Annotated in this window: 27 protein-coding genes and 1 pseudogene; 24 read left to right on the top strand and 4 right to left on the bottom strand. The window is 69.0% G+C overall.

What is annotated here, in order from left to right:
* Window positions 1–46: 46 nt before the first annotated feature.
* From ffh to VHD82_RS31170, 16 genes are all read left to right on the top strand, one after another.
* Window positions 47–1,585, top strand: a complete 1,539-nt coding sequence (gene ffh, locus VHD82_RS31245) for a signal recognition particle protein (RefSeq protein WP_325712177.1) — start codon at window positions 47–49, stop codon at window positions 1,583–1,585.
* Entirely contained in the window at window positions 1,585–2,649 is a 1,065-nt protein-coding gene (locus tag VHD82_RS31240; RefSeq protein WP_325712175.1) for an amidohydrolase family protein, read from the top strand. The genes ffh and VHD82_RS31240 overlap by 1 nt, the downstream gene beginning before the upstream one ends.
* Before the next feature lie 105 nt (window positions 2,650–2,754).
* On the top strand, window positions 2,755–3,495 hold the full coding sequence (locus VHD82_RS31235; protein WP_325712173.1) for a type II CAAX endopeptidase family protein: 741 nt from the start codon (window positions 2,755–2,757) through the stop codon (window positions 3,493–3,495).
* 49 nt (window positions 3,496–3,544) lie between these two features.
* On the top strand, window positions 3,545–4,333 hold the full coding sequence (locus VHD82_RS31230) for a CPBP family intramembrane glutamic endopeptidase (RefSeq protein ID WP_414637598.1): 789 nt from the start codon (window positions 3,545–3,547) through the stop codon (window positions 4,331–4,333).
* Between the two features lie 163 nt (window positions 4,334–4,496).
* The gene (gene rpsP, locus VHD82_RS31225) at window positions 4,497–4,925 is read left to right on the top strand and encodes a 30S ribosomal protein S16 (RefSeq protein WP_325712172.1); all 429 of its coding nucleotides are present in this window, start codon (window positions 4,497–4,499) and stop codon (window positions 4,923–4,925) included.
* Window positions 4,922–5,161, top strand: a complete 240-nt coding sequence (locus tag VHD82_RS31220; RefSeq protein WP_020671256.1) for an RNA-binding protein — start codon at window positions 4,922–4,924, stop codon at window positions 5,159–5,161. The genes rpsP and VHD82_RS31220 overlap by 4 nt, the downstream gene beginning before the upstream one ends.
* Window positions 5,162–5,172: 11 nt before the next feature.
* Window positions 5,173–5,691, top strand: coding sequence for a ribosome maturation factor RimM (gene rimM / locus VHD82_RS31215; RefSeq protein ID WP_325712171.1), 519 nt, complete (start codon window positions 5,173–5,175; stop codon window positions 5,689–5,691).
* A gap of 10 nt (window positions 5,692–5,701) precedes the next feature.
* A complete protein-coding gene (trmD, locus tag VHD82_RS31210; RefSeq protein WP_325712169.1) occupies window positions 5,702–6,457 on the top strand; it encodes a tRNA (guanosine(37)-N1)-methyltransferase TrmD in 756 nt (251 codons plus the stop codon).
* Between the two features lie 148 nt (window positions 6,458–6,605).
* Window positions 6,606–6,965: a 50S ribosomal protein L19 gene (rplS, locus tag VHD82_RS31205; protein ID WP_325712167.1), complete on the top strand. Its 360-nt coding sequence runs from the start codon at window positions 6,606–6,608 to the stop codon at window positions 6,963–6,965.
* A gap of 21 nt (window positions 6,966–6,986) precedes the next feature.
* On the top strand, window positions 6,987–7,898 hold the full coding sequence (gene lepB / locus VHD82_RS31200; protein ID WP_325712165.1) for a signal peptidase I: 912 nt from the start codon (window positions 6,987–6,989) through the stop codon (window positions 7,896–7,898).
* Between the two features lie 54 nt (window positions 7,899–7,952).
* Window positions 7,953–8,732 (top strand): ribonuclease HII, encoded by a 780-nt coding sequence (locus tag VHD82_RS31195; protein WP_325712304.1) that lies wholly within the window; start codon window positions 7,953–7,955, stop codon window positions 8,730–8,732.
* On the top strand, window positions 8,729–9,052 hold the full coding sequence (locus VHD82_RS31190) for a DUF2469 domain-containing protein (RefSeq protein ID WP_027946358.1): 324 nt from the start codon (window positions 8,729–8,731) through the stop codon (window positions 9,050–9,052). The genes VHD82_RS31195 and VHD82_RS31190 overlap by 4 nt, the downstream gene beginning before the upstream one ends.
* An 870-nt stretch (window positions 9,053–9,922) precedes the next feature.
* Entirely contained in the window at window positions 9,923–10,318 is a 396-nt protein-coding gene (locus tag VHD82_RS31185; protein ID WP_325712163.1) for a YraN family protein, read from the top strand.
* Complete coding sequence (locus tag VHD82_RS31180) at window positions 10,318–11,829, top strand: YifB family Mg chelatase-like AAA ATPase (RefSeq protein ID WP_325712161.1); 1,512 nt, start codon at window positions 10,318–10,320, stop codon at window positions 11,827–11,829. The genes VHD82_RS31185 and VHD82_RS31180 overlap by 1 nt, the downstream gene beginning before the upstream one ends.
* 113 nt (window positions 11,830–11,942) lie before the next feature.
* A complete protein-coding gene (dprA, locus tag VHD82_RS31175) occupies window positions 11,943–13,094 on the top strand; it encodes a DNA-processing protein DprA (RefSeq protein ID WP_325712159.1) in 1,152 nt (383 codons plus the stop codon).
* 213 nt (window positions 13,095–13,307) lie between these two features.
* Window positions 13,308–14,312: a tyrosine recombinase XerC gene (locus VHD82_RS31170; protein ID WP_325712157.1), complete on the top strand. Its 1,005-nt coding sequence runs from the start codon at window positions 13,308–13,310 to the stop codon at window positions 14,310–14,312.
* 250 nt (window positions 14,313–14,562) lie between these two features.
* Here VHD82_RS31170 and VHD82_RS31165 read toward each other — a convergent pair whose 3' ends face one another.
* Window positions 14,563–15,186 (bottom strand): hypothetical protein, encoded by a 624-nt coding sequence (locus VHD82_RS31165; protein ID WP_325712156.1) that lies wholly within the window; start codon window positions 15,184–15,186, stop codon window positions 14,563–14,565.
* Window positions 15,187–15,270: 84 nt separating this feature from the next.
* Here VHD82_RS31165 and VHD82_RS31160 point away from each other — a divergent pair, with 84 nt between their 5' ends.
* A complete protein-coding gene (locus tag VHD82_RS31160) occupies window positions 15,271–16,266 on the top strand; it encodes a FliA/WhiG family RNA polymerase sigma factor (RefSeq protein WP_414637599.1) in 996 nt (331 codons plus the stop codon).
* 170 nt (window positions 16,267–16,436) lie between these two features.
* Here the strand turns inward: VHD82_RS31160 and VHD82_RS31155 are convergent, their stop codons facing one another.
* On the bottom strand, window positions 16,437–16,961 hold the full coding sequence (locus VHD82_RS31155) for a M23 family metallopeptidase (RefSeq protein ID WP_325712303.1): 525 nt from the start codon (window positions 16,959–16,961) through the stop codon (window positions 16,437–16,439).
* A gap of 391 nt (window positions 16,962–17,352) precedes the next feature.
* Between VHD82_RS31155 and rpsB the strand changes: the two genes are divergently transcribed.
* The 5 genes from rpsB (at window position 17,353) to VHD82_RS31130 (ending at window position 21,453) form a co-directional block, all read left to right on the top strand.
* Window positions 17,353–18,186 (top strand): 30S ribosomal protein S2, encoded by an 834-nt coding sequence (gene rpsB, locus VHD82_RS31150; protein ID WP_325712151.1) that lies wholly within the window; start codon window positions 17,353–17,355, stop codon window positions 18,184–18,186.
* 78 nt (window positions 18,187–18,264) lie between these two features.
* Window positions 18,265–19,083, top strand: coding sequence for a translation elongation factor Ts (gene tsf / locus VHD82_RS31145; RefSeq protein WP_325712149.1), 819 nt, complete (start codon window positions 18,265–18,267; stop codon window positions 19,081–19,083).
* A gap of 119 nt (window positions 19,084–19,202) precedes the next feature.
* Window positions 19,203–19,952: a UMP kinase gene (gene pyrH / locus VHD82_RS31140; RefSeq protein WP_325712301.1), complete on the top strand. Its 750-nt coding sequence runs from the start codon at window positions 19,203–19,205 to the stop codon at window positions 19,950–19,952.
* A 47-nt stretch (window positions 19,953–19,999) separates the two neighbouring features.
* The gene (frr, locus tag VHD82_RS31135) at window positions 20,000–20,557 is read left to right on the top strand and encodes a ribosome recycling factor (protein WP_325712147.1); all 558 of its coding nucleotides are present in this window, start codon (window positions 20,000–20,002) and stop codon (window positions 20,555–20,557) included.
* Complete coding sequence (locus VHD82_RS31130) at window positions 20,557–21,453, top strand: phosphatidate cytidylyltransferase (protein WP_325712145.1); 897 nt, start codon at window positions 20,557–20,559, stop codon at window positions 21,451–21,453. The genes frr and VHD82_RS31130 overlap by 1 nt, the downstream gene beginning before the upstream one ends.
* On the opposite strand, the gene VHD82_RS31125 is transcribed toward VHD82_RS31130, so the two are convergent.
* On the bottom strand, window positions 21,450–22,292 hold the full coding sequence (locus tag VHD82_RS31125; RefSeq protein ID WP_325712143.1) for a VOC family protein: 843 nt from the start codon (window positions 22,290–22,292) through the stop codon (window positions 21,450–21,452). The genes VHD82_RS31130 and VHD82_RS31125 overlap by 4 nt on opposite strands.
* Window positions 22,293–22,373: 81 nt before the next feature.
* On the opposite strand from VHD82_RS31125, the gene VHD82_RS31120 reads away from it, so the two are divergent.
* On the top strand, window positions 22,374–23,189 hold the full coding sequence (locus tag VHD82_RS31120) for a class I SAM-dependent methyltransferase (RefSeq protein ID WP_325712141.1): 816 nt from the start codon (window positions 22,374–22,376) through the stop codon (window positions 23,187–23,189).
* Here the strand turns inward: VHD82_RS31120 and VHD82_RS31115 are convergent.
* On the bottom strand, window positions 23,141–23,584 hold the full coding sequence (locus VHD82_RS31115; protein ID WP_325712139.1) for a PadR family transcriptional regulator: 444 nt from the start codon (window positions 23,582–23,584) through the stop codon (window positions 23,141–23,143). The genes VHD82_RS31120 and VHD82_RS31115 overlap by 49 nt on opposite strands.
* A gap of 306 nt (window positions 23,585–23,890) precedes the next feature.
* On the opposite strand from VHD82_RS31115, the pseudogene VHD82_RS31110 reads away from it, so the two are divergent.
* Window positions 23,891–24,025: pseudogene (locus tag VHD82_RS31110) on the top strand (23S rRNA (adenine(2503)-C(2))-methyltransferase RlmN); the annotation flags it as partial.

Below are 24,025 nucleotides of genomic sequence, written 5' to 3'. Positions count from 1 at the left end.
GCTACCCTGGACCGAGCAACCACGACCAGCTGGAGCGTGCACACCCGTGTTCGACACCCTCTCCGACAGGCTCACTTCGGCCCTGCAGAACCTGCGGGGCAAGGGGAAGCTGACCGACGCCGACATCGACGCCACCGCGCGCGAGATCCGCATCGCGCTGCTGGAGGCCGACGTCGCGCTGCCCGTGGTACGGGAGTTCATCGCGCGGATCAAGGAACGCGCGAAGGGCGCCGAGGTCTCCGGCGCACTGAACCCGGCGCAGCAGGTCATCAAGATCGTCAACGAGGAGCTCGTCGGCATCCTCGGCGGCGAGACCCGCAGGCTCAGCCTCGCCAAGAACCCGCCGTCGGTGATCATGCTCGCCGGTCTGCAGGGTTCCGGTAAGACCACGCTGGCGGGCAAGCTCGCGCTGTGGCTGAAGAAGCAGGGCCACGCGCCGATGCTGATCGCCTGTGACCTCCAGCGTCCCAACGCCGTCACCCAGCTGCAGGTGGTCGGTGAGCGCGCGGGCGTCACGGTGTTCGCGCCCGAGCCCGGCAACGGCGTCGGCGACCCGGTGGACGTGGCCCGCCGCGGTATCGACGAGGCCAAGCACGCGCAGCACGACATCGTTATCGTCGACACCGCCGGCCGCCTCGGCGTCGACGAGGAGCTGATGAAGCAGGCCGCGGACATCCGCGACGCGGTCACGCCGGACGAGACGTTGTTCGTCGTCGACGCGATGATCGGCCAGGACGCGGTGACCACCGCCGAGGCCTTCCGCGACGGCGTCGGCTTCACCGGCGTGGTCCTCACCAAACTCGACGGCGACGCCCGCGGTGGTGCCGCGCTGTCGGTCCGCCAGGTCACCGGCCAGCCGATCCTGTTCGCGTCCAACGGTGAGAAGCTCGAGGACTTCGACACCTTCCACCCGGACCGGATGGCGAGCCGGATCCTCGGCATGGGCGACATGCTCACCCTGATCGAGCAGGCCGAGCAGGCCTTCGACCAGGAGCAGGCGGAGAAGGCGGCGGCCAAGCTCGGCACCGGCCAGCTCACCCTGGAGGACTTCCTCGAGCAGATGCTCGCGGTCCGCAAGATGGGCCCGATCGGCAACCTGCTCGGCATGTTGCCCGGCGCCGGCCAGATGAAGGACCAGCTCGCCCAGGTCGACGACAAGCAGCTGGACCGGCTGCAGGCGATCATCCGCGGCATGACCCCGGCCGAGCGCGCCGACCCGAAGATGATCAACGGCTCGCGTCGCGCGCGTATCGCCGCCGGCTCCGGTGTGGCCGTGCGCGAGGTCAACGACCTGGTGAACCGCTTCTTCGAAGCCCGCAAGATGATGCAGCAGATGGCGGGCCGCTTCGGCTTCGGCGGGGGCGGCGGCAGCAAGAGCCGCAAGGGCAAGAAGGGGAAGAAGGGCAAGGGGAAGGGCCCGACGCAGCCGAAGGTGCGCGGCGGCTTCCCCGGTGGCATGCCGATGCTGCCGCCCGGTGGCATGGGCGGCCAGGGCGGTCCGGACCTGTCCCAGCTGGGCGGCGGGATGAACGACGTGCCCGGGTTCGACCCCTCGAAGTTCAAGCTGCCGCCGAAGAACAAGTGATGCGGTTCAGCGGTGTGGTGCTGCCCGACGGCGGGCGGCGCGATGTCTGGGTCTCCGATGGCCGCTGTACGTCCGAACCCGTCGACGGCGCGAAAACCGTTGTCACCGAAGGGTTTCTGGTCCCGGGGCTGGTCGACGCGCACTGCCATCCGGCGATCGGCGTGCACGGACCGACCACAGTGGACGAAGCGGTCGGGCACGCGCTGGCCGACCGGGACGCGGGCACGCTGCTGATCCGCGACTGCGGTCAGCCCATCGACACCCGCGCGCTGCAGGCCCGCCCGGATCTGCCGAAGATCATCCGCGCGGGCCGCCACCTCGCGCTGCCCAAGCGCTACATCCCGGGCCTCGGCATCGACCTGGCGTCGCCGGACGAGCTGCCGGCCGCGGTAGCCGAACAGGCCGCGGACGGCGACGGGTGGGTCAAGCTGGTCGGCGACTGGATCGACCGCGCGACGGGCGATCTCGCCCCGCTCTGGCCGGACGATGTACTCGCCGAGGCAATCAAGGTCGCGCACGAGGCCGGCGCCAGGGTCACCGCGCACGTCTTCGGTGAGGACGCGCTGCCGGGCCTCATCAACGCGGGTATCGACTGCCTGGAACACGGCACCGGCCTGTCCGGCGAACTGCTCGCCGAGATGGCCCGCCGCGGCACCGCGCTCGTGCCCACCCTGATCAACATCGAAAACTTCCCCGGCATCGCGGACAAGGCCGGCAAGTACCCGGTGTACGCGGCGCACATGCGCGCGCTGCACGCCGGAGTCGGCGACATGGTCGCCGGGGCCCTGTCCGTCGGCGTCCCGGTGTACGCGGGTAGCGACGCGGGCGGCATGGTCGCGCACGGCCGTCTCGTCGACGAGATCGAGGCGCTCTGGCGAGCCGGCATGTCCCGCACCGAAGCGCTGGCAGCCGGGTCCTGGGCGGCCCGCGAATGGCTCGGCCACCCGTCGATCGAGGACGGCGCACCGGCGGATTTCCTGGTCTACGAAAGCGATCCCCGCGAAAACCTCGACGTGCTGCGCAATCCGCGCCACATCGTGCTGGGCGGCGTCCTCGTCCGCTGAAGGCCGCCCGGTGGAACGGGTCCTGGTTGACGATCCGGTCACGCCCCGGGTTCGATCGACAGCGAGGCGCCATTAGCCTGAGGGGAGCCGAAGGGGGGAGCCGGGGTGACGCAGGAGGACCGCGCGGCCCGTGTCCACACCAGGCTGGTCTTCGGCGCGCACTGGGCTTTCCTGGCTTTCTTCGGCGGGCTCGGTGCCTACCACGTGGTCACCCTCGTGATGACAGCGCTGCGGTCCGGGCACGCGAGTGTCGACCCGCTCGCACTGCTCGACGTGGGGCCCATGCTGCTGCTGGCTTTCCTGCCCAGCATCGTGCTGGCGCTCGGCCCGGTCCTCGCGTCGCGGCGCTGGGGTGCGGGCCCGACGCAGGACTTCGGCTGGCTGCCCACGGCCCGCGACGTGAAGGTCGGGCTCGCGTGCGGGGTGCTCGCCCTCGTCGTCGGCTCTCTGCTCAACCTGCTGATCCTCGGTTTGTACGGGGTGGACCGGGTATCCGACAGTCCGCTGACGGAACTGGCCGAAGGCGTGGACGAGAACGAGACGCTGTGGCTCGTGCTCGCCGCGCTCATCGTGGTAGTGGCCACGCCGCTGGCGGAGGAACTGCTGGTGCGCGGGGCGCTGTGGAACGCGCTGGAGTACCACCGCATCCCGCGCTGGGTGATCCTCGTGCTGACCGCGGTCGTCTTCGCCTACGTCCACGGCGAGCCGACGCGCACGGTCGCGCTGCTCGGGCAGGGGCTCGCGATCGGCCTGGCCAGGATGCGAACCGGCCGCGTAGGCGCGAGCCTGGTCGCACACGCGGCCAACAACCTGCCGGCGGCGCTGCTGCTGCTCACCGGTTCCTGACGGTGGCGTGATGGGTTTAGGGTTCGGTCGGACGGGACGGAGGTCATCGGTGACGGCGACGCAACCGGACGAACCCGTCCCGGAACTCGATTCACTGGAACTCACCGAAGCCGCGCCCGCCTTCCCCGCGCATCGCTGGGGGTTCGGCGCGTTCCTCGTCGTCGAGGCCGCACTGCTCGCTTCCGCCGCCTTCGTCAGCGTGCTGCTCGGGCCGGTCCCGGCAGGCCGGCCCACGCCGGTCCGCGACGTCCTGATCGGCACGATGGCGCCGACGGCGCTGGCCGCGCTGGTCGCGGTGCTGATCACGGTGTGGCGCGGCAACGGCCCGGTGCTCGATCTGCGGTTGTCCTGGAACTGGGCCGACGTGCGGCTCGGCCTCAAGCTCGGCGCACTCGGCCTGGTGGTGACCGTCCTCGGCGCCTACGTCTGGACCCAGGTCGTCGGCGAGGACAACTCCTCGTCGGCGATCAGCGCGCTGGTGGAGAACCAGCCGATGTCGGTCACCGCGGCGGTGATCATGTTCGGCTACCTGTGGCTGCTCGGGCCGGTCTGCGAGGAGATCATCTACCGCGGCCTGCTCTGGGGCGCGGTGGAACGGCTGAGCTGGGGCAAGGAGAAGTACGGCAGGCTGGCGGCGTTCCTGTTGTCCACGGCCGTGTTCGCGGCCAGCCACCTGGAGCCGCTGCGCACCACCCTGCTGATCGTGATCTCGCTGCCCATCGGCCTGGCCAGGCTGTTCACCGGGCGGCTGCTCGGCGCGGTGGTCGCGCACCAGATGAACAACTTCCTGCCGGCGCTGGCGATGCTGCTCACCACGCTCGGCGTGACCACCCTCTAGGCCCGCCGCCACGGGCGTCTGGCACAATTGACCCTTGCCTGCTTCGGCCGGACCCTCTCAACCGTGCCGTGGCGACCCAGCTTCGGGTACCCGTGTCCGTTTCCCCACGCGGATCGTGTCCCGGCACCAGCGAGTACCGAGAATCCAAGGAGTACCCACACCCGTGGCCGTCAAGATCAAGCTGCAGCGCCTCGGCAAGATCCGTGCGCCGTACTACCGCATCGTCGTCGCCGACGCGCGCACCCGCCGGGATGGCAAGGCCATCGAGACGATCGGCAAGTACCACCCGAAGGAAGAGCCGAGCTTCATCGAGGTCGACTCCGACCGCGCCCAGTACTGGCTGGGTGTCGGCGCGCAGCCGACCGAGCCGGTGCAGCGCATCCTCGAGATCACCGGCGACTGGCAGAAGTTCAAGGGCCTGCCCGGTGCCGAGGGCACGTTGAAGGTGCGTGAGCCCAAGGCCTCGAAGCAGGACCTGTTCAACGCGGCCCTCGCGGCCGCCGGCGACGAGCCCGGCACCGAGGCCACCACGCCGAAGAAGAAGGCCCCGAAGAAGGCCGAGGCCGACGAGGCGGGTAAGGCGGAAGCGTGAGCTTCCTCGCCGACTCCCTCGAACACCTGGTGCGCGGGATCGTCGACAACCCGGACGACGTCCGGGTCGAGCTGATCACCACCCGGCGCGGTCGCACGCTCGAGGTGCACGTCCACCCGGACGACCTCGGCAAGGTGATCGGCCGTGGTGGCCGCACCGCGACGGCGCTGCGCACCGTCATGGGCGGCATCGGTGGCCGCGGCGTCCGCGTCGACGTCGTCGACACCGACCGCTGACCCGCACCGCCGTGGACGTCGTGGTCGGGCGTGTCGCCAAGGCGCACGGAATCCGGGGCGAACTCGCCGTGGACGTGCGCACCGACTCGCCCGAGCAACGGTTCGCCGAAGGCACCGTCCTCACCGGACGGCGCCGGGATGGCGACACCTGCGAACTCACCGTGGCAACCGCCCGCTGGCACAGCGGGCGGTTGCTGGTGACCTTCGCGCAGGTGCGCAACCGGGACGAGGCGGAGACGCTGCGTGGCGTTCTCCTGCTCGCCGACACCGCGACCCTGCCGCCGAACGAAGATCCCGACGAGTTCTACGACCATGAGCTCGAAGGGCTGCGCGCGGAGCTGACCGACGGGTCACTTGTGGGCACCGTCAAGGAGATCGTGCACGCTCCCGGCAGCGAGCTGCTCTCGCTGGACAGGGACGGCCGAACGGTGCTGGTGCCCTTCGTGCGCGCGATCGTCCCGCTCGTCGACGTGGCCGCCGGCCGGGTCGTGCTCGACCCGCCCGAGGGCCTGCTCGACGAAGTCGAATAGGGGAGCGGAAGTGCGGATAGACGTCGTCACGATCTTCCCCGAATACCTGGATCCACTGCGGGCCGCGCTGCTCGGCCGCGCGATCGAACGCGGCCTCATCGAGGTCGGCGTGCGTGATCTGCGTGACTGGACCCACGACGTCCACCGCGCGGTGGACGACGCCCCGTACGGCGGCGGCCCCGGCATGGTGATGAAGCCGCAGGTCTGGGGCGATGCCCTCGACGAGGTCTGCGGCGAGAAGACCAGGCTCGTGGTGCCCACCCCCGCGGGCAGGCCGTTCACCCAGCAGCTGGCGCACGAGTTCGCGGCGGAGGAGCACCTGGTGTTCGCCTGCGGCCGGTACGAAGGCATCGACCAGCGGGTGATCGACGACGCGGCGCGCCGGATGCCGGTCGACGAGGTCTCCGTCGGCGACTATGTGCTCGTCGGCGGCGAGGCGGCGGTGCTCGTGATGGTCGAGGCGACGGTCCGCCTGCTGCCAGGGGTGCTGGGCAATCCCGTTTCGGCGGAACAGGATTCGTTCTCCGACGGGCTGCTGGAAGGCCCCAGCTACACCCGGCCGGAGGTCTGGCGTGAGCTGGCGGTGCCGGAAGTGCTGCGCTCGGGCAACCATGCGCTCATCGACAGGTGGCGCCGGGACCAGGCGCTGGAACGCACGCTGCGGCGCAGGCCGGAGCTCCTGGACCGGCTGCCCGAAGGTAGCCTGGACAGCAAGGACCTCGCGGTGCTCGACCGGGTTCGCGAGGAGCAGGCGCAGGCCGGATGAGTCGGCCGCGACCGCGTCTGTAATACTTGACCGGTTGGCGCGCAGGTACAGATGTGTGCGCAGCCCCAATGCCCCCGGGTCGATCGCTTCCCAGCAGGTCCGCGCCCGGATGTACTGAAGACATACGAAGGACGAGGACGGAAGACCGATGAATACCCTGGACGCCCTGGACGCTCAGTCGCTGCGTTCCGACATTCCGAACTTCCGCCCGGGCGACACGCTGAAGGTCCACGTTCGCGTCATCGAGGGAAACCGCGAGCGCAACCAGATCTTCCAGGGCGTGGTCATCCGCCGTCAGGGTGGTGGCATCCGCGAGACCTTCACCGTCCGCAAGGTTTCGTTCGGCGTCGGCGTGGAGCGCACCTTCCCGGTGCACACGCCGAACATCGCCAAGATCGAGATCTTCAAGCGCGGTGACGTCCGGCGCGCCAAGCTGTACTACCTGCGCGAGCTCCGCGGCAAGGCCGCCAAGATCAAGGAGCGCCGCGAGACCCCGACCGCTTCCTGACAGCGCGCGTAGCCTGGCGAGGTGGTCGAGCCTGTGCCCTCCAGCTCTGCTGAGGACGAGCCGGAACGCGATCCGGACGAAGGCGGCAAAGGAAAACGTCGGCACCGCAAGCAGAAGAAACAGCGGTCCTTCTGGGTCGAATTGCCGATCCTGATCGTGGTCGCGCTGGTGCTGGCCTTCGTGTTCCAGCAGTTCTTCGCTCGCGTGTACACGATTCCGTCGGCTTCGATGGAAAGCACACTGCACGGCTGCACCGGCTGCTACGGCGACAAGGTGCTGGTGGACAAGATCACGTACGACTTCACCGACCCTTCGCCGGGCGACGTGGTGGTGTTCAAGGGCCCGGATCCCTGGCTGGAGAACGAAGCCCCGGTCCAGCGTTCGAGCAACCCGGTGGTCCGGTTCTTCCAGGACGTCGGCTCGGTGTTCGGCCTCGCCCCGCCGGACGAGCGTGATTTCGTCAAGCGGATCATCGCCACCGGCGGCCAGACGGTGCAGTGCTGTGACGCGCGAAACCGCGTCGTGGTGGACGGCAAGGCGCTCAACGAGCCCTACATCCACTGGGAAGACCCGAACAACCAGCAGCAGGCCTCGTTCGATCCGGTCAAGGTGCCCGACGGCGATGTCTGGGTGATGGGTGACAACCGCAACGACTCCTGTGACTCGCGCTGTCAGGGCGGAGGCGGGCTGCGGGGTGTCGTCCCGGTGGACAACATCATCGGCAAGGCCAGGATCATCGTGCTGCCACCCAGTCGCTGGGGCGGGGTGAGCGACACCAACCCGCAGGAGAACGCGCAGCCGGTCGCACTGGGTGCGCCAGGCTGGCAGCAGAGCGTCCCCATCGGTTTCGGCGCCGTCGCCGCCTGGCCCACGGTGGCGTTGAGCCGCCGGTTCGGTTCGGGCCTTGGCAGGGCGGTCAAGCGGAAGCGGTAGCCGGTGGGTAGGTCGTTGTCCGCGCTCGGCGCGACGATCAAACCACCCCGGGCCGTGGTCCGGGGCGAGATCACCTGGGGGCTGTTGTCCGCGCTGGACAGGCGCGGGCTGGGCCCGGTGGCCGGAGTCGACGAGGCAGGCCGCGGTGCCTGCGCCGGCCCGCTGGTGGTCGCTTCGTGCGTGCTCAAACCGGGAGATGCCGCCCGGCTGGACGAGCTGACGGATTCCAAGCTGCTGACGGCGCCGGCCAGGGACCGGGTGTACGACCGGGTGCTGAAGCGGGCGCTGGACTACTGCATCGTGGTGATCCCGCCGGCGGAGGTGGACGCGCTGGGGATACACGTGATGAACATCGAAGGTATGCGGCGGGCCGTGGCCGGGCTGGAAACCTGCCCGGGGTACGTGCTCACCGACGGGTTCCGGGTGCCGGGGCTGCCTGCCCCGAGTGTCCCGGTGCTCAAGGGGGACCAGACCGTGGCGTGCATCGCGGCCGCTTCGGTGCTGGCGAAGGTGACCAGGGACCGGATCATGTCCGACCTGCACGGGGAGCATCCGTTGTACGGGTTCGACGTGCACAAGGGGTACAGCACGGCCGACCACGGCGCGGCACTCACCGAACACGGCCCGAGTGCGGTACATCGGTGGTCGTACGCCAACGTCGCGAACGCGGCGGTCGCGCACAACCGGCGTCCGCCGCACAAGGTGATGCTCAGCGCTGCGGCGCTGGGCCGGACGAGCCCTCCGGTGGATGCCCTCTTCGACGGGTTGAGTCAGAATGAGGGTTCCGTCGCCGGAGACCGGTCGAGCTCGCGAGGAGGGGCGCGGATTTCATGAGCGCAGAGGATCTCGAGAAGTACGAGACCGAAATGGAGTTGTCGCTGTACCGCGAGTACCGCGACATCGTCAGCCAGTTCTCGTACGTAGTGGAGACCGAGCGGCGGTTCTATCTGGCCAATGCCGTGGATGTCCAGGTCCGCGACGGCGGCGGTGAGGTGTACTTCGAGGTGCGGATGTCCGATGCGTGGGTCTGGGACATGTACCGGCCCGCGCGGTTCGTCAAGAACGTCCGGGTGATCACCTTCAAGGACGTGAACGTCGAGGAGCTGGAAAAGCCCGACCTGCGTCTCCCCGAGGACGGCCCCTTCTCCGGCTGATCCTCGCCGTCGGTTACCGCCGCAGTTTCGATTCCCCGACCGCCGCGGGCGCTTTCCCGTGGCCTCGGGTTCACACCCATCCCGGCTGGTCTGGTCGTCAGCGGCCACCCGGGCCCTCACCCACATGGGGAGTCTTGTCAGCCCCGAGGCGCCGGCATCCGCCTCGACGACCGCCCTCGAATCGCCCGCACTCACCGCGTCACTGGGTCAGCAGGCCACCGGCACTCCGCGTCCCGGCCAGCCACCGGCTCGTCGCCGCCGTCCCGGCAGGTACCCGACCGGGCCCCGCCACTCCGCACACCCCCACCTCCCCGGCCGGCCGCCGCGGCACCCTCACCCCGCGAGCGCCACTCCCGCAGGCCAGCCCCGCACCCGGCGGGTCAGCCCCGCGCCCGGGCGGGCGAGCTCGCCGTCCCGGCGGGTCGGTCCCGCATTCGGGCAGGCGAGCCCGCCATCCGGGCAGGTCAGCCCAATTCTCCGACGGGTCGGCCTTGCGCCGGGGCGGGCGAGTCCGTCATCTCGGCAGGCCAGCCGAACTCTTCGGCGGGTCAGTCCCGCGCCGGGGCAGGTCAGCCCGCCACCGCCGCCACAGTCACCGCCACTCCACACATCCCCAGCCCCCGCGCCCAGCCTGTCAGGCCAGCCCGTCGGTCCAGCCCGGCCCGCCGGTTCCACGCGCCCCTCCCGACTGCCCGCCATTCCACCGGCCCAGCGCCACTTCCACCCCGCCTGCCCAACCCCTCCGTCCCACTCCGAGTTATCCACATGGGGTGGGTTATCCACAGGCGGGGCAATTCGGTCTGGCGCGGGGGCCGGGGGACCTGGCAGCGTCATCGGTGACGCGAAAGATTTCGACACTGGGGGTTCGAAATGGAAAACGCCGCGGTTCTCGCCGCGGCCAGGCCGGGGGTCGCACCGCATCTCCAGCTGGGCCGCAAGGGCGAGCAGTTGGCAGCCCGGCATCTGCAGAAGCTCGGTTTCGTGGTGCTGTCCCGCAACTGGCGCTGCCGCGAAGGCGAGCTGGATCTCGTGGTCACCGACGGCCGCACACTGGTCGTCTGCGAGGTCAAGACCAGGGCCGGGGAGCGCTTCGGCGATCCCGCCGAGGCGGTCACCCCGGCCAAAGTCGCCCGCATCCGCCGCATCACCGGGCAGTGGCTACGGGCGTTCTGCGTCAACTGGTGCGCGGTCCGGTTCGATGTGATCACGGTCCTGGTCTCGCCGGCCGGCGCCACGCGGTTGCGGCATTTTCCCGGAGCATTCTGATGCCGATGGGGAACGCCTGGTCGGTCGCCCTGATCGGGATCGACGGCAGCCTCGTCGAGGTGGAGGCCGATCTTGGCGGCGGCATGCCCGGCATGAAACTCGTCGGCCTTCCCGACGCCGGTCTGCGCGAGGCGAAAGACAGGGTCCGTTCGGCCGTGCGCAATTCCGGTCAGGCATGGCCGGGTGAGAAGCTCACGCTGGGTCTGTCCCCGGCGAACCTGCCCAAGCTCGGCTCCGGGTATGACCTGGCCATCGCGGTCGCGGTCCTGATCGCCGCGGAAAGAGTGCCCTCCGCTCGGTTGATGGGCACTGTGCTGTTCGGTGAGCTGTCCCTGGACGGCCGGATCCGCGAGGTCAGGGGGCTCCTGCCGGGCCTGCTGGCTGCCCGCAAGGCGGGGATGAAGCGAGCCATCGTGCCCGCGCAGTCGTTGTTCGAGGCGGCGCTGGTAGACGGGCTGGACGTGTTCGGCGCGGCGCGGCTTCCGGATGTGATCGCCTGGCTGAATGGCGAGAACGTCCTGGCCGAGGCCGAGCCACCGGCGCCGGGCCCGCCGGTCGAGGTCCCGGACCTGGCGGATGTCATCGGCCAGCCCGAGGCGCGATGGGCGATCGAGGTCGCGGCGGCGGGTGGGCACCACCTGTTGCTCACCGGGCCGCCCGGCGTCGGCAAGACGATGCTCGCCAAGCGCTTGCCGGGCCTGTTGCCCATGTTGTCGGCCGAGGAATCGCTCGAAGTGACGGCGGTGCGCTCCGTGCACGGCTCGCTGTCCCGGGCGTCTCCATTGGTGAAGGTCCCGCCTTTCGTCGCGCCACATCATTCGGCTTCGGTCGCGGCGTTGATCGGCGGCGGAAGCGGAATGGCTGTGCCCGGCCTGATCAGCCAGGCCCACAGGGGAATCCTGCTGCTGGACGAGGCCTGCGAATTCAGTACGTCGGCGCTGGAATCCCTGCGCACCGCGCTCGAAGAGGGCGAGGTCCGGATAGCCCGGTCGAAAGGCTCCGTCTGCTATCCCGCGCGTTTCCAGTTGGTCCTGGCGACGAACCCGTGCCCCTGCGCACCACCGAGGGAAAGCGACTGCACCTGCACCCCCTGGGCCCGGCGTCGTTACCTTGCCCGCCTGTCCGGTCCCCTGCTCGACCGTGTCGACATCCGCGTGAAAATGCGCCCGATCACCGCCATGACCACGCATGAGCACAATGCCCCGGAGCCGACAGACGTTGTCCGCAAACGGGTTCTCGCCGCGCGGGAACGTGCTGCGGCTCGCTGGTCCGAACGCGGCTGGCGCACCAACGCCGAAGTGCCCGGCCCGGCCTTGCGGCGAGAATTCGCACTTCCCCGCAAGACCACCGCACTGGTCGATCGCAGCCTGGAGCGAGGATTCCTGACCGCCCGAGGGGCCGACAGGTGCCTTCGAATCGCTTGGACTCTCGCCGATCTCGCCACGGCGCCTCGCCCGGATTCCGACCATGTCGCCGCTGCCCTCGAATTCCGTGATCGAGGCGCCGCATGAGCGAGCTCCTGTAGCCGGCTCGTCCGCGCGGCCTGAGGCAACGTGGCAGACCGCTAGTGCTCTCCGAACCCCACGGCCTTCAATCACAACAACTTTCCGGCCCGGAGGCCGTCATGAACGAAATACGTCTCGCGCGGGCTTACCTGGCCCGCGTGGCCGAACCACCCGCACCGGCCCTCGCCGCGTTCGTCAACGAGATCGGGCCCGTCGCCGCGGCGGAACGAGTCCGAAATGGACAGTGTCCGCCGCGTGTGCTGGACGAGACCGCCGCCCGGCGGCATATCGACCAGCCGCAGAAGGATCTGGACGACGCGGACCGGCTCGGTGTTCGCCTCGTTATCCCGGAAGATGAGGAATGGCCGGCTTGGCCGTTGCTGTCTCTCGAAAACGCCGAGCGGCGCGGAGTCCGCACGGCGGCAACGCCGCTGGCGTTGTGGGTCCGCGGTAAGCCGAGGCTCGATGAGGCGGCCGGATCGGCGGTCGCGATCGTGGGCGCTCGTGCGGCCACCGGTTACGGCGAGAGTGTGGCCGGTGAGTTCGCCTATGGCCTCGTCGGCCGTGGCATGGCGATTTTTTCCGGTGCTGCCTATGGAATCGACGGCGCGGCTCATCGCGGTGCCCTGGCTGCCGAGGGCCTGACGGCCGCTCTGCTCGGCTGCGGGATCGACACCGGGTATCCCGCCGCGCACACCGCATTGTTGTCCCGCATCGCGCAGCGCGGCGGGCTTGTCGTCAGTGAATACCCGCCCGGCACTCCGCCCGCGCGGCACCGTTTCCTGGTCCGGAACAGGCTTATCGCCGCGCTGACCGAGGGCACGATCGTCGTCGAGGCAGCACGACGGAGCGGCGCGCGGAACACGGCGACGACAGCCGGCGTGCTGGGCAAGAGCGTGATGGCGGTGCCCGGCCCGATCGGTTCCGGTCTTTCGGCCGGATGTCATGAGCTGATCAGGGATTCGGCCGCGACCCTGGTCGCTTCGGTCGAGGACGTGATGGAAGTCGTCGGCAAGCTCGGTACTCAGGCAGCTGAGAAAGAAAAAAGCCGGCGACCGACCGACGGTCTCGGTTCCGACGCGCTCCGCGTTCACGAAACTCTCGAAAAGCGGAAGGGCAAGTCCGTCGAGGAGATCGCCGCCGAGTCCGGGGTGCCGGTACCGAGAGTGCGCGCGGTGCTGCCGCCGCTGGAGTTGGAGGGCTTCGCCCAGCGTTGTGAAAGCGGCTGGCAACAAAGCCCGGCGGTTCGAAAATCACGGAAGACCGCATGAGCGGCCAGGTCTGCCGCGGCCTCTCGGGGAGAGGTGATGCGATACGCAAGTGATGGCGGTGTGGCGATGCTTGACCATTCGCGCCGCTTCGCCCAGCGTAATGGGCATGTTTCCGTCCACTGCCGATCGCACGAATGCCGAACGTGCGTACGACTCGCGCGCAGCTATGGCGATGTGCGGTTGGTTGCTTGACACGACGACGGTGGCGTGAGCATGGCTGCCCGCAAAATGCCTGAGAGCCGGATCGACCTCCGGCTTGTGCGTGCCGGGTTGCCGTCGGCGGCGGGTGAACTGCTGGACGAGTACGAGCGTCATCTTCGGTTGGAGCGCGGGCTGTCCGAGCACACAGTGCGCGCATACGTCGGCGATATCGTGTCACTGCTTGGATTCCTGCACGGGGTGCCGAATGACAATGACAGGAAACCCGATAACCGTGCGGCTCTTGAAGGTCTCGACACGGCTTCCCTGCGCGCGTGGTTGGCCGAACTGCACGCACACGGGGCCAGCCGGACAACACTCGCGCGCCGTTCGGCGGCGGCGCGAACCTTCACGGCCTGGGCCCGGCGGCAAGGAGCGCTCGACTCGGATCCAGGAGCGCGGCTTGTCGCGCCGCGAACGCACCGGACCCTGCCCGCAGTGCTCCGTACGGACGAAGCCGGGGAGGTGCTGAAGGCATCCGGTGCCGGGGCGGCCCAGCTTGATCCTGAGGCGTTGCGGGATCACGCGGTTCTCGAACTGCTGTACGCCACCGGAGTGCGGGTGTCCGAGCTTTGTGGACTCGATGTCGGCGATGTGGACTTCGGCAGCCGGGTCGTGCGCGTGCTGGGTAAGGGCGGCAAGGAACGCGTGGTGCCGTTCGGTGTGCCTGCGGACAAGGCGTTGCGCAGGTGGCTGGACGAGGGAAGGCGTGCGATGGTGGCTACCGCGTCGAAGGCGCATCCGGCAGCGCTTTTTCTGGGGATCCGCGGCGGTCGTCTCGACCCGCGTGCTGTGCGGCGGGTGGTGCACGATGCAGTCGATTCCGTGCCGGGAGCGGCTGACATGGGCCCACATGGGTTGCGGCACACCGCCGCAACGCACCTCTTGGAAGGTGGCGCCGATCTCCGCAGCGTTCAGGAACTACTCGGTCACGCTACGCTAGCGACGACGCAGCTCTACACTCACGTGACAGTCGAGCGGCTTAAGGCGATTCATGATCGAGCCCACCCACGCGCCTGACGACCTCAGGAGCCGGCCGGCGGGGCTGGCTGGACTGCCCTCGCCGCGACCGACCAAAGACGAGCCCGGAGACCGAACTGAGCCCGCTGCCGAGACCGGCCATCGAGTGACGGCCGATCTGCGACTCACCGACACAGACCGATCGGGCGGCGACCCGAGCGGTCACCCCGGCATATCCGGGGACGCTCGGCCTGCCGGGTCTACTGAGGAGGGTCACGAGGACGGTTCGGGTGTGCCACCTGAGGAGACTTCACGGCCCCGTTGGCCGGATCCGAGGGATGGCGGAACAGCCGGGACGCTTGATGCGGCACACTCGACAGGAGATGTGCCCGGTGCGTTGATCGATGAGTTCGGCGCACAGACGGAGACGGCCGGTGTGGAGGCCGGGTCCGGGAGAACCGAGGGATCGGCTGTCGCCGCTGGGGACGGCCGAGGGACATTGATCAACCACATCGGGGGAGTGGTGGTCGGCGGCGCCGGGGTGGCGCCGGTTGAGGACAGCGGGGGAAATGTGGCCGAGGGGGCCAAGAGCGCGCCGGTCGAGGGTGTTGGGGGAGCCACGACCGAGTCGGCGATGAGTGATGCCGGAAACGCCGAAGACAGCCGCGCCGGAAACCGTGCCGGAACTGCGGAAGACCAACAGGACGGAAGCGGCGACGGGACTCGCTTCGACTGCCCGGAGGTCGAGCGCCCGGGAGCCGAGCACCAGCGAGTCGAGGACTCGGGAGCCGAGTGCCCGGTAGTTGAGCACCAGGAGGTCGAGCGCCCGGACGTTGAGCGCCCGGTAGTTGAGTGCCAGCGAGTTGAGGACTCGGGAGCCGAGTGCCCGGGAGTTGAGTGCCCGGAAGTTGAGCGCCCGGGAGTCGAGCACCACGGAGTCGAGCGCTCGGTACAAGCGGCGCGGGCTGCGGCCGGGCGGGGAGTCGTTGCCGGTCCGGAGATCGCCGCTGCTTCCGCGATGGGCGCTGCGCAACGGTTCGCCGCTGTGTCTGGGGAAGTGCCGGTGGGACGGCCGGTGCCCGCATCCGCGGAAAACCTGTCTGCTGAAGCCGTACCCATCGAAAACGTGCCTGCCGACGGTCGTGACGCGGTGTCCCAAGCGGACAGTGGCGACTCAACTGGCGAGGGCCACGCCAAGGCAGCAGGATCGGGGACGGAAACAGCATCGGCCTCGGCGGGGGCGGCGGTGAACAACGTTGACGCTGCGATTCACGCGTTGTGGCTCGAGTTCCGGGCCAAACCGCACCAGCGGCTGCGCGAGCGGCTCGTGCTCCACTACGCCCCGCTGGTCAAGTACGTCGCCGGGCGGGTCGGCACCGGATTACCGACCCACGTGGATGTAGGCGACCTCGTGCAGTCGGGCATCTTCGGCCTGATCGACGCGATCGAGAAGTTCGACCCCGAGCGCGGCCTGCGGTTCGAGACCTACGCGATGCAGCGGATCCGGGGCGCGATCCTCGACGATCTCCGCTCCCAGGACTGGGTGCCGCGGGTGGTACGCAGCCGCCTCCGGGAGGCCGAGCGGGCGCTGGAGCGTCTGGGCGCGCGCCTGCACCGCACGCCGACCGACACCGAGCTCGCCGAAGAGCTCGAGATCGGCCTCGGCGAGCTTCGTGACCTCTACGGCCAGTTGCGCCTCACCAGTGTCGTCGCGCTGGAAGACCTCGTCTCTGCGGGCAAGGACAGCGGTTCCCTGGTAGACACGTTGCCCGACGACGACGCGGTGGACCCGGTGGCGGTCCTCGTCGATCGGGACAACCGGCGGCAGCTGGCCGAAGCGATCGCGCAGCTGACCGAGCGGGACCGGATCGTGGTCAGCCTCTACTACTTCGAGAGTCTCACCCTGGCCGAGATCGGCAAGGTCCTCGGTGTCACCGAATCCCGGGTGAGCCAGCTGCACACCCGCGCCGTGCTGCGGTTGCGGGCCCGGCTCACCGAGCAAGCCAGCGTCTGACCTCGCGACGGGCCGTGAGGCCACGTCCCGTGCGCGGCCGTGGTCCGAGATCGCGGCGGTCTGCCGGAGCGTGGATGTTGCGTTGTGATGCCCTCCTTTCGGCGGTGGGTGACGTCGCGCCGCACTTGTAGCGCGGTGAGACAACGCGGGGCCAGGCGGTGCGCGGCTCGTCATGGAGGTTCGGCCAGAGGTGGGCCTTGTGTGGCTCCCGCACCATCTCCCGGCGAGTCCCAGGGCTTCAGCCTGACCACCGACTCCGTCTGGATCAGGGCGAGCGGGCTCAGGTACTCCTCGCCTCGCCGGACGCCCCAATGCAGGCACGCCGCCACCGGACAGCCTGGATGCCCGGGATTCACCATCCCGACCGGCTGCCCGCGGTACACCTGCGCACCTACCGGGACCAGCGGCGTCATGGGCTCGTAGGTGGTGCGCAGGCCGCCGTCGTGATCTATCGAGACGACACCCACGCCCGCCACCTGACCGGCGAACACCACCACACCCGGCCCGGCAGCGAGCACCTGCTGGCCGGGCGCGGCCGCCAGGTCCACGCCGCGATGGCCCGGGCCATACGGATTCGCCGGGGCATCGAACGTGCGCGTCACCTGCGGGGACGGCGACAGCGGCCAGGTGAAGCGGGGTTCGGCGGGTTGGGCCAGCGCGCGCGACGGCACCACCAGCGCTCCCGCTACCAGCAGGAACGTCAGTGCGAGACGGATCAGGAGGGTCACCACTCCAGCCTTGCGTGCCGGATGGTCGGGGCGCACCAAAAGTTTTGCCGCCTGTGGATAACCGGGGTGGTGTGGACAACTCACGGGGATCGACTTGCCCGTGATGAAGCGCACCGGGCCTGGGCGTACACTGTTCGCGCGGCCTGTGCTGGCACAGGTCGACTTCGCGTGTAGGTGCGTGTCCCACATTTCCAGCTGGTGGTGGGACGAGCGGCGCCCGGCGGTCCTCGTGGTGACACGGGGTCCGGGCACCGGCACTGCACCAGGGTCTCCGGCCACCCGGCCGGCGGCGACAAACCGACCATGCGGGCCGGGTCGTACCCGGCGCGCTCAAGACAGAAGAGGTGCGAATCCGGCCATGGCCGTCGTCACCATGAAGCAGCTGCTCGATTCCGGCGTGCACTTCGGGCATCAGACCCGGCGCTGGAATCCGAAGATGAAGCGCTACATCCTCACCGAGCGCAACGGCATCTACATCATCGACCTGCAGCAGACGCTGACCTACATCGACCGTGCCTTCGAGTTCATCAAGGAAACCGTCGCGCACGGCGGCACGATCATGTTCGTGGGCACCAAGAAGCAGGCCCAGGAAGCGATCGCGGCCGAGGCGCAGCGCGTGGGCATGCCGTATGTGAACCAGCGCTGGCTGGGCGGCATGCTGACCAACTTCCAGACCGTGCACAAGCGGCTTCAGCGCCTCAAGGAGCTCGAGTCGCAGGAGCAGACCGGTGGCTTCCAGGGGCTGACCAAGCGCGAAATCCTCACGCTCACCCGTGAGAAGGACAAGCTGGAGAAGACCCTCGGCGGTATCCGCGACATGGCGAAGGTCCCCTCCGCCGTGTGGATCGTCGACACCAAGAAGGAGCACATCGCCGTCGGCGAGGCGCGCAAGCTGAACATCCCGGTCGTCGCGGTGCTCGACACCAACTGCGACCCGGACGAGGTCGACTACCCGATCCCGGGCAACGACGACGCGATCCGCTCCGCCGCGCTGCTCACCAAGGTCGTCGCCGAGGCGGCCGCCGCCGGCCTGCTCGCCCGTTCGGGCCGCAACGGTTCGGCCCCGGAGGGTCAGGACAAGCCGGAGCCGGGCGTCGCCACCGACGAGCCGCTGGCCGAGTGGGAGAAGGAACTCCTCGCCGGCAACGAAGGCGGCCAGCCCGCCGCCGCCGAGCAGACCACCTCCTCCTGATCGAACGAAGCCCCGGCCGGCCGTCTTCGCCGGCGGCCGCCGGGCCCTGACTTTCCCGAAGGGAATGGAAAGCGCACGATGGCGAACTACACCGCGGCTGACGTGAAGCGTCTCCGTGAGCTCACCGGCTCCGGCATGATGGACTGCAAGAAGGCGCTGGAGCAGAACGACGGCGACTTCGACAAGGCCGTCGAGTTCCTGCGCATCAAGGGCGCCAAGGACGTCGGCAAGCGCGCCGAGCGCGCCACCGCCGAGGGCCTTGTCGCCGGCGAGGGCGGCGTGCTGGTCGAGCTCAACTCCGAGACCGACTTCGTCGCCAAGAACGAGCAGTTCCAACAGCTGGCCGACCAGATCGTGGCGGCAGCCAAGAACGCCCGCACCGACGACGTGGAGAAGCTGGGCGCGGCCGAGATCGAAGGCGGCAAGACCGTCAACGACGCCGTACAGGAGCTGGCCGCCAAGATCGGCGAGAAGCTGGTGCTGCGCCGGGTCGTCGCGTTCGACGGCACCGTCGAGACCTATCTGCACCGCCGTGGCGCCGGCCTCCCGCCGGCCGTCGGCGTGCTGGTGGAGTACACCGGTGGAAACGCCGACGCGGCCCGTGGCGCGGCGCTGCAGATCGCGGCCCTCAAGCCGAAGTACCTGACCCGCGAGCAGGTCCCGGCCGAGCTGGTCGACAACGAGCGGCGCATCGCCGAGGAGACGGCCCGTAACGAGGGCAAGCCCGAGCAGGCCCTGCCGAAGATCATCGAAGGCAAGGTCAACGCGTTCTACAAGGACAACGTGCTGCTCGAGCAGCCTTCGGTGACCGACAACAAGAAGACCGTCAAGCAGCTGCTCGACGCCGCGGGCGTGACCGTCACCCGGTTCGCCCGGTTCGAGGTGGGCCAGCAGTAAGGCCTGACGGCTGACGCGTATCGTGCCCCGTCTCCGGAGAACTCGGGGACGGGGCACGGTTACGAACGAGGACTTTCGGCAGAGCGGTACCCAGCGGAGGTGAGGCGGGCGTGACTGAGGTGGGTTCCCGGCAGGGTGTACCGGATGGCTTTCGACGGGTGCTGCTGAAACTGGGCGGAGAGATGCTCGGCGGCGGGTCCCTCGGTGTGGACCCGGACGTGGTGCATTCGGTGGCCGTGCAGATCGCGGAGGTCGTCCGCACCGGCGTTCAGTTGGCGGTGGTCATCGGCGGCGGTAACTACTTCCGCGGCGCGGAACTGTCCCAGCGGGGGATGGACCGTGACCGCGCTGACTACATGGCCATGCTGGGCACCGTGATGAACTGCCTGGCGCTGCAGGACTTCCTGGAGAAGGAAGGCGTGCCGACGCGGGTGCAGAGCGCGATCACGATGGGGCAGGTCGCCGAGCCCTACATCCCGCGCCGCGCCGAGCGGCACCTGGAAAAGGGCCGCGTGGTCATCTTCGCGGCCGGGGTCGGGATGCCGTACTTCTCCACCGACACCGCCGCCGCCCAGCGTGCGCTGGAGATCGGCTGCGACGCCGTGCTGATGGCGAAGGCCGTCGACGGGGTGTTCACGGCCGACCCGAAGAGTGACCCGAGCGCGAAGATGTTCGACGAGATCACTCACCGTGAGGTGCTGGAGCGGGGCCTCAAGGTCGCCGACGCGACCGCGTTCAGTCTCTGCATGGACAACAACATGCCGATTATCGTGTTCAATCTGCTCACCGAGGGAAACATCGCGCGAGCGGTGCGTGGTGAGAGGATCGGCACACTGGTCAGCACCCCCACCGACGGGCCCGACGCCTAGCCCTGGTGGGATCGCACTGGACAACTGAGAAGACAACGGGAGTAGCCGTGATCGACGAGACCCTCCTCGACGCCGAGGAGAAGATGGAAAAAGCGGTGTCCTTCGCGAAGGAGGATCTGTCGTCGGTGCGGACCGGCCGGGCCACCCCGTCGATGTTCTCCCGGATCACGGTCGAGGCCTATGGCTCCACCATGCCGCTCAACCAGGTGGCGGGTGTGAACATCCCCGAGGCCAGGATGGCGATCATCAAGCCGTACGACCAGGGGCAGCTTGGCGCGATCGAGAAGGCCATCCGCGAGTCCGACCTCGGCGTGAACCCGAGCAATGACGGGCAGATCATCCGGATCGTGATCCCGCAGCTGACCGAGGAGCGGCGGCGCGAGATGGCGAAAATGGCCAAGAGCAAGGGCGAGGACGCGAAGGTGCATATCCGCGGCGTCCGGCGCAAGGCCAAGGAAGAGCTGGACCGGATCGCCAAGGACGGCGAGGCGGGCGAGGACGAGGTCGCGCGCGCCGAGAAGGAGCTGCAGCACCTCACCGACAGCTACGTCACCCAGGTCGAGGAGCTCGTCAAACACAAGGAAGCCGAGCTTCTCGAGGTCTGATGGCCCAGGTGAGCGAAGAACGCGAGAGGGCGCCGATCCCGATGTCTTCTCCCGGGCCGGTCGAGCCCGCTGAACCGGCGAAAAAACCGTCGCGGGCGGGCCGGGACCTACCTGCCGCGATCGGGGTCGGCCTTGTGCTCGGCGCGGCCGTGCTGGCCTCGCTGCTCACGGTCCGCTATGTCTTCCTCGGGATCATCGGGATCGCGATGGCGGTCGGCACGATCGAGTTCGCCCAGGCGTTGCGCCGCGCGGCCGGGATCAGGCTCGCGCTGATCCCGCTGCTCGTCGGTGGTCAGGCGATGGTGTGGCTGACCTGGCCGTTCGGGCTGACGGGCACGCTGGTCGCCTTCGCGCTCACCATGCTGGCCTGTCTCCTGTGGCGGCTGCCGGGCGGTGCTGACGGGTACCTGCGGGACACTTCGGCGACCGTGTTCGCCGCCGCGTATCTGCCGTTGTGCGGTTCCTTCGCGGCGATGATGCTGCTGCCCTCCGACGGCGCCGCGCGGGTGCTGACGTTCTTGATCGGCGTGGTCGCGTCCGACACCGGGGGCTACGCCGCCGGCGTGCTCAAGGGCAGGCATCCGATGGCGCCGTCGATCAGCCCGAAGAAGTCCTGGGAGGGCTTCGGCGGTTCGCTGGTGGCCGGCATCGTCGCAGGCGCGCTGACCTTCAGTTTTCTGCTGGACGCGCACGCCTGGCAGGGCGTGCTGTTCGGGGCCGCGATCGTGCTGACCGCGACGCTGGGCGATCTCGTCGAGTCCCTGATCAAGCGGGATCTCGGGGTGAAGGACATGGGCACGATGTTGCCAGGGCACGGTGGCCTGATGGACCGCCTCGACTCGCTGCTGCCCTCGGCCGTGGTCTCGTGGGTGCTGTTGTCGGCCTTCGTGGCTTAGTCGTCGTAGGGGTCGTCCACTTCCGCGCGTCCGAAGTCCTCCAGCCGCCGCGTGCGGTCGACGATGGCGAACACCGCTCCGCCCGGGTCGGCCAGTACCGCTATCCGGCCCCACGGTGAGTCGTACGGGTCGATCACCACCCGGCCGCCGAGCATGAGCGCGTGCCCGGCGGTGGCGTCGGCGCCACGCGCCGGCTCCACTTCGAAGTAGACCAACCAGTGCGGCAACGTTTCCGGCGGATACTCCGGCCCCATCACGTAGCGGTAGAGCACCGCCTGTTGGTCCAGGACCCATTCGGCGTAGTCGACGCCGCGGGTGTCGCCGATCTGGCGGGCGGTGTAGCTGAACAGGCGGCAGAAGAAGCCGTCCGCTGCTTCGCCGTCGTGGGTGTTGAGGTCGGCGGTGGCGAAGGTGTTGGGCAGCCCCGTGGCGAAGGACCAGTTCTCCGGCTGCCAGAACACGACCGGCGCGCCCGCGGGATCGGTCGCGTGCAGAATGCTGCCGCGGCCGGGGATTTCGACGGGCCCGAGGGTGATCTTGCCGCCGAGGTGTACCACCCATTCGGCCGCGGTCGCGGTGTTGCCGACCGAGACGTTGATCGTCCACAGGCTCGGCTGATCCGGGGCTGCGCGGTAGACCCCGGCGACGTCGATGCCGCCGAGTGACGCGATCAGGTACCGGCCGGTCGGCGCGGCGGGATCGCGGTTGAGGTCGAAGTTCCAGCCGAACAGCCCGTTGTAGAACCGTTGCGCGACTTCCTCGTCGAGGGTGGCCAGCTCAATCCAGCAGGGGATACCGGAGGGGAGTATCGAGCGGGTGACCTGCGGGCCGAGTGCCATGGTGCCTCCTGTCCCGGGGAGGTCTTGAGTCTATGGCGAACAGGAGATCTTTTCCCTGTTACCAACCCGTATGCTGTGCCGATGTGGAATGCCGCCCGTCGCGGGCTGAAAGCGCTCTCCCGCGACGGGGGCGTGGTACCGAGCCCGAATATCTGGTATTACCCCGATGTCTACGAGGTCGAGAACCAGGCGCAGGACGTCGATGGCGCGATCTGGCAGGTGCTCGCCGAGGAAGCGGACTGGGCCGGGCTGGACGTGGCCGACGTCGGCTGTGGTGACGGATTCCACCTGCCGCGTTTCGCCGCAGGGGCGAATTCCGTTGTGGGAGTGGAGCCACACGAGCCATTGCTGCGCCGCGCGCGGCGACGGACCGCCGACCTGGCCGCTGTCCGGGTGGTGCGTGGTTCCGCCCAAGGGCTGCCGTTGGGCGATGCGAGCGTGGATCTCGTGCACACGCGGACCGCGTATTTCTTCGGCCCAGGCTGTGAACCGGGGTTGCGGGAGGCGGACCGGGTGCTGCGGCCGGGTGGCCGGCTGGTGATCGTCGACCTCGACGTGACCGCCGAGCCGTACGGGCGGTGGATGCGCGAGGACCTGCCGCATTACGATCCCGCGGCGGTGGAAGAGTTCTTTCTACGCCAGGGTTTTCGCTGCCGTCGCGTCGGCACGCGCTGGCGGTTCACCGATCGCGCTGCCATGGAGGCGGTGCTGAAGATCGAGTTCAGCCCCGGCGTTGCCGCCGCGGCGATCGCGGATATCTTGCGTGACAACGGTTTCGACGGATACACGGTGCCGGTGGGTTATCGCGTTCTCGTCCGCGAGAAACCCGCCGGCCTCGTGCTTCCTGGTCACTCGTCTTCCTCGTCCTCGGAAGTGGTTTCGCCGAGGATTTCGTAGAGCGCGCGCCGGGCCTCGTTGAGCACCTCGACGGCCCGCTTCTTCTGGCTGGACGTGCCGGCCTGGGAGACCTGCATCGCGGCCGCCGCCAGCGTGGCACCGGACTTGCGCAGGCTGACCTCGCTGGGGTCGACCTCGTCCGCGATCTGTTCCCACGGCGGGGCGCCCACTTGCCGCTCGGCGGTGGCGCGGCCCTCGTCGGTCAGTTCGAACAGCTTCTTGCCGCCTTCGTCCCGGCTCACGACCAGGCCTTCGTCGGCCATCAACTGCAGCGTGGGGTAGATGGAACCCGGGCTGGGGCGCCAGAAACCGCCGCTGCGCTCAGAGATCTCGCTGATGATTTCGTAACCGTGGCGCGGCTGCTCGGCCAGTAGGGCCAGCACTGCCGCACGCACGTCGCCGCGCCGGCCACGACGGCCGCCACGGTGACCACGGGCGTGTCCGCGGGGGCCGCCGAACGGACCACCGGGACCTCCGGGGCCGCCAGGACCCCATCCGGGCGGGAACTCGCCGAAGCCGCCGCGCCCTCGGGGGCCGAACGCCCCGCGCATTTCCGGACCAGGGGGAAATGGTCGCCTTCTCATGATGGTTCTCCTTCGTGTGGATGTTCGCCGAAACATCTCGTTGTGTCCCGACATGCTTACGATATATCGGAAACAGTCGGAACGCAAGCTCGCAGGTCATGAGACACTTGACGGGCTATGACTGCCCTCCCCCTCGTCTTCGAAGCGCCCCGCCGTGGCCTGCCGCCCCGGCATCTTGCCGACCTCACCGTCGCCGAGCGCGCCGAAGCGGTCGCCGAACTCGGTGAGAAGCCGTTCCGTGCCAAGCAGCTG

This window comes from Amycolatopsis sp. (genome assembly GCF_035546795.1).
In the GTDB taxonomy this organism is placed as follows: Bacteria; Actinomycetota; Actinomycetes; order Mycobacteriales; family Pseudonocardiaceae; genus Amycolatopsis_E.
The sequence above is the reverse complement of the archived record's forward strand: the minus strand, read 5'-3'. Positions and strand labels throughout refer to the sequence as shown.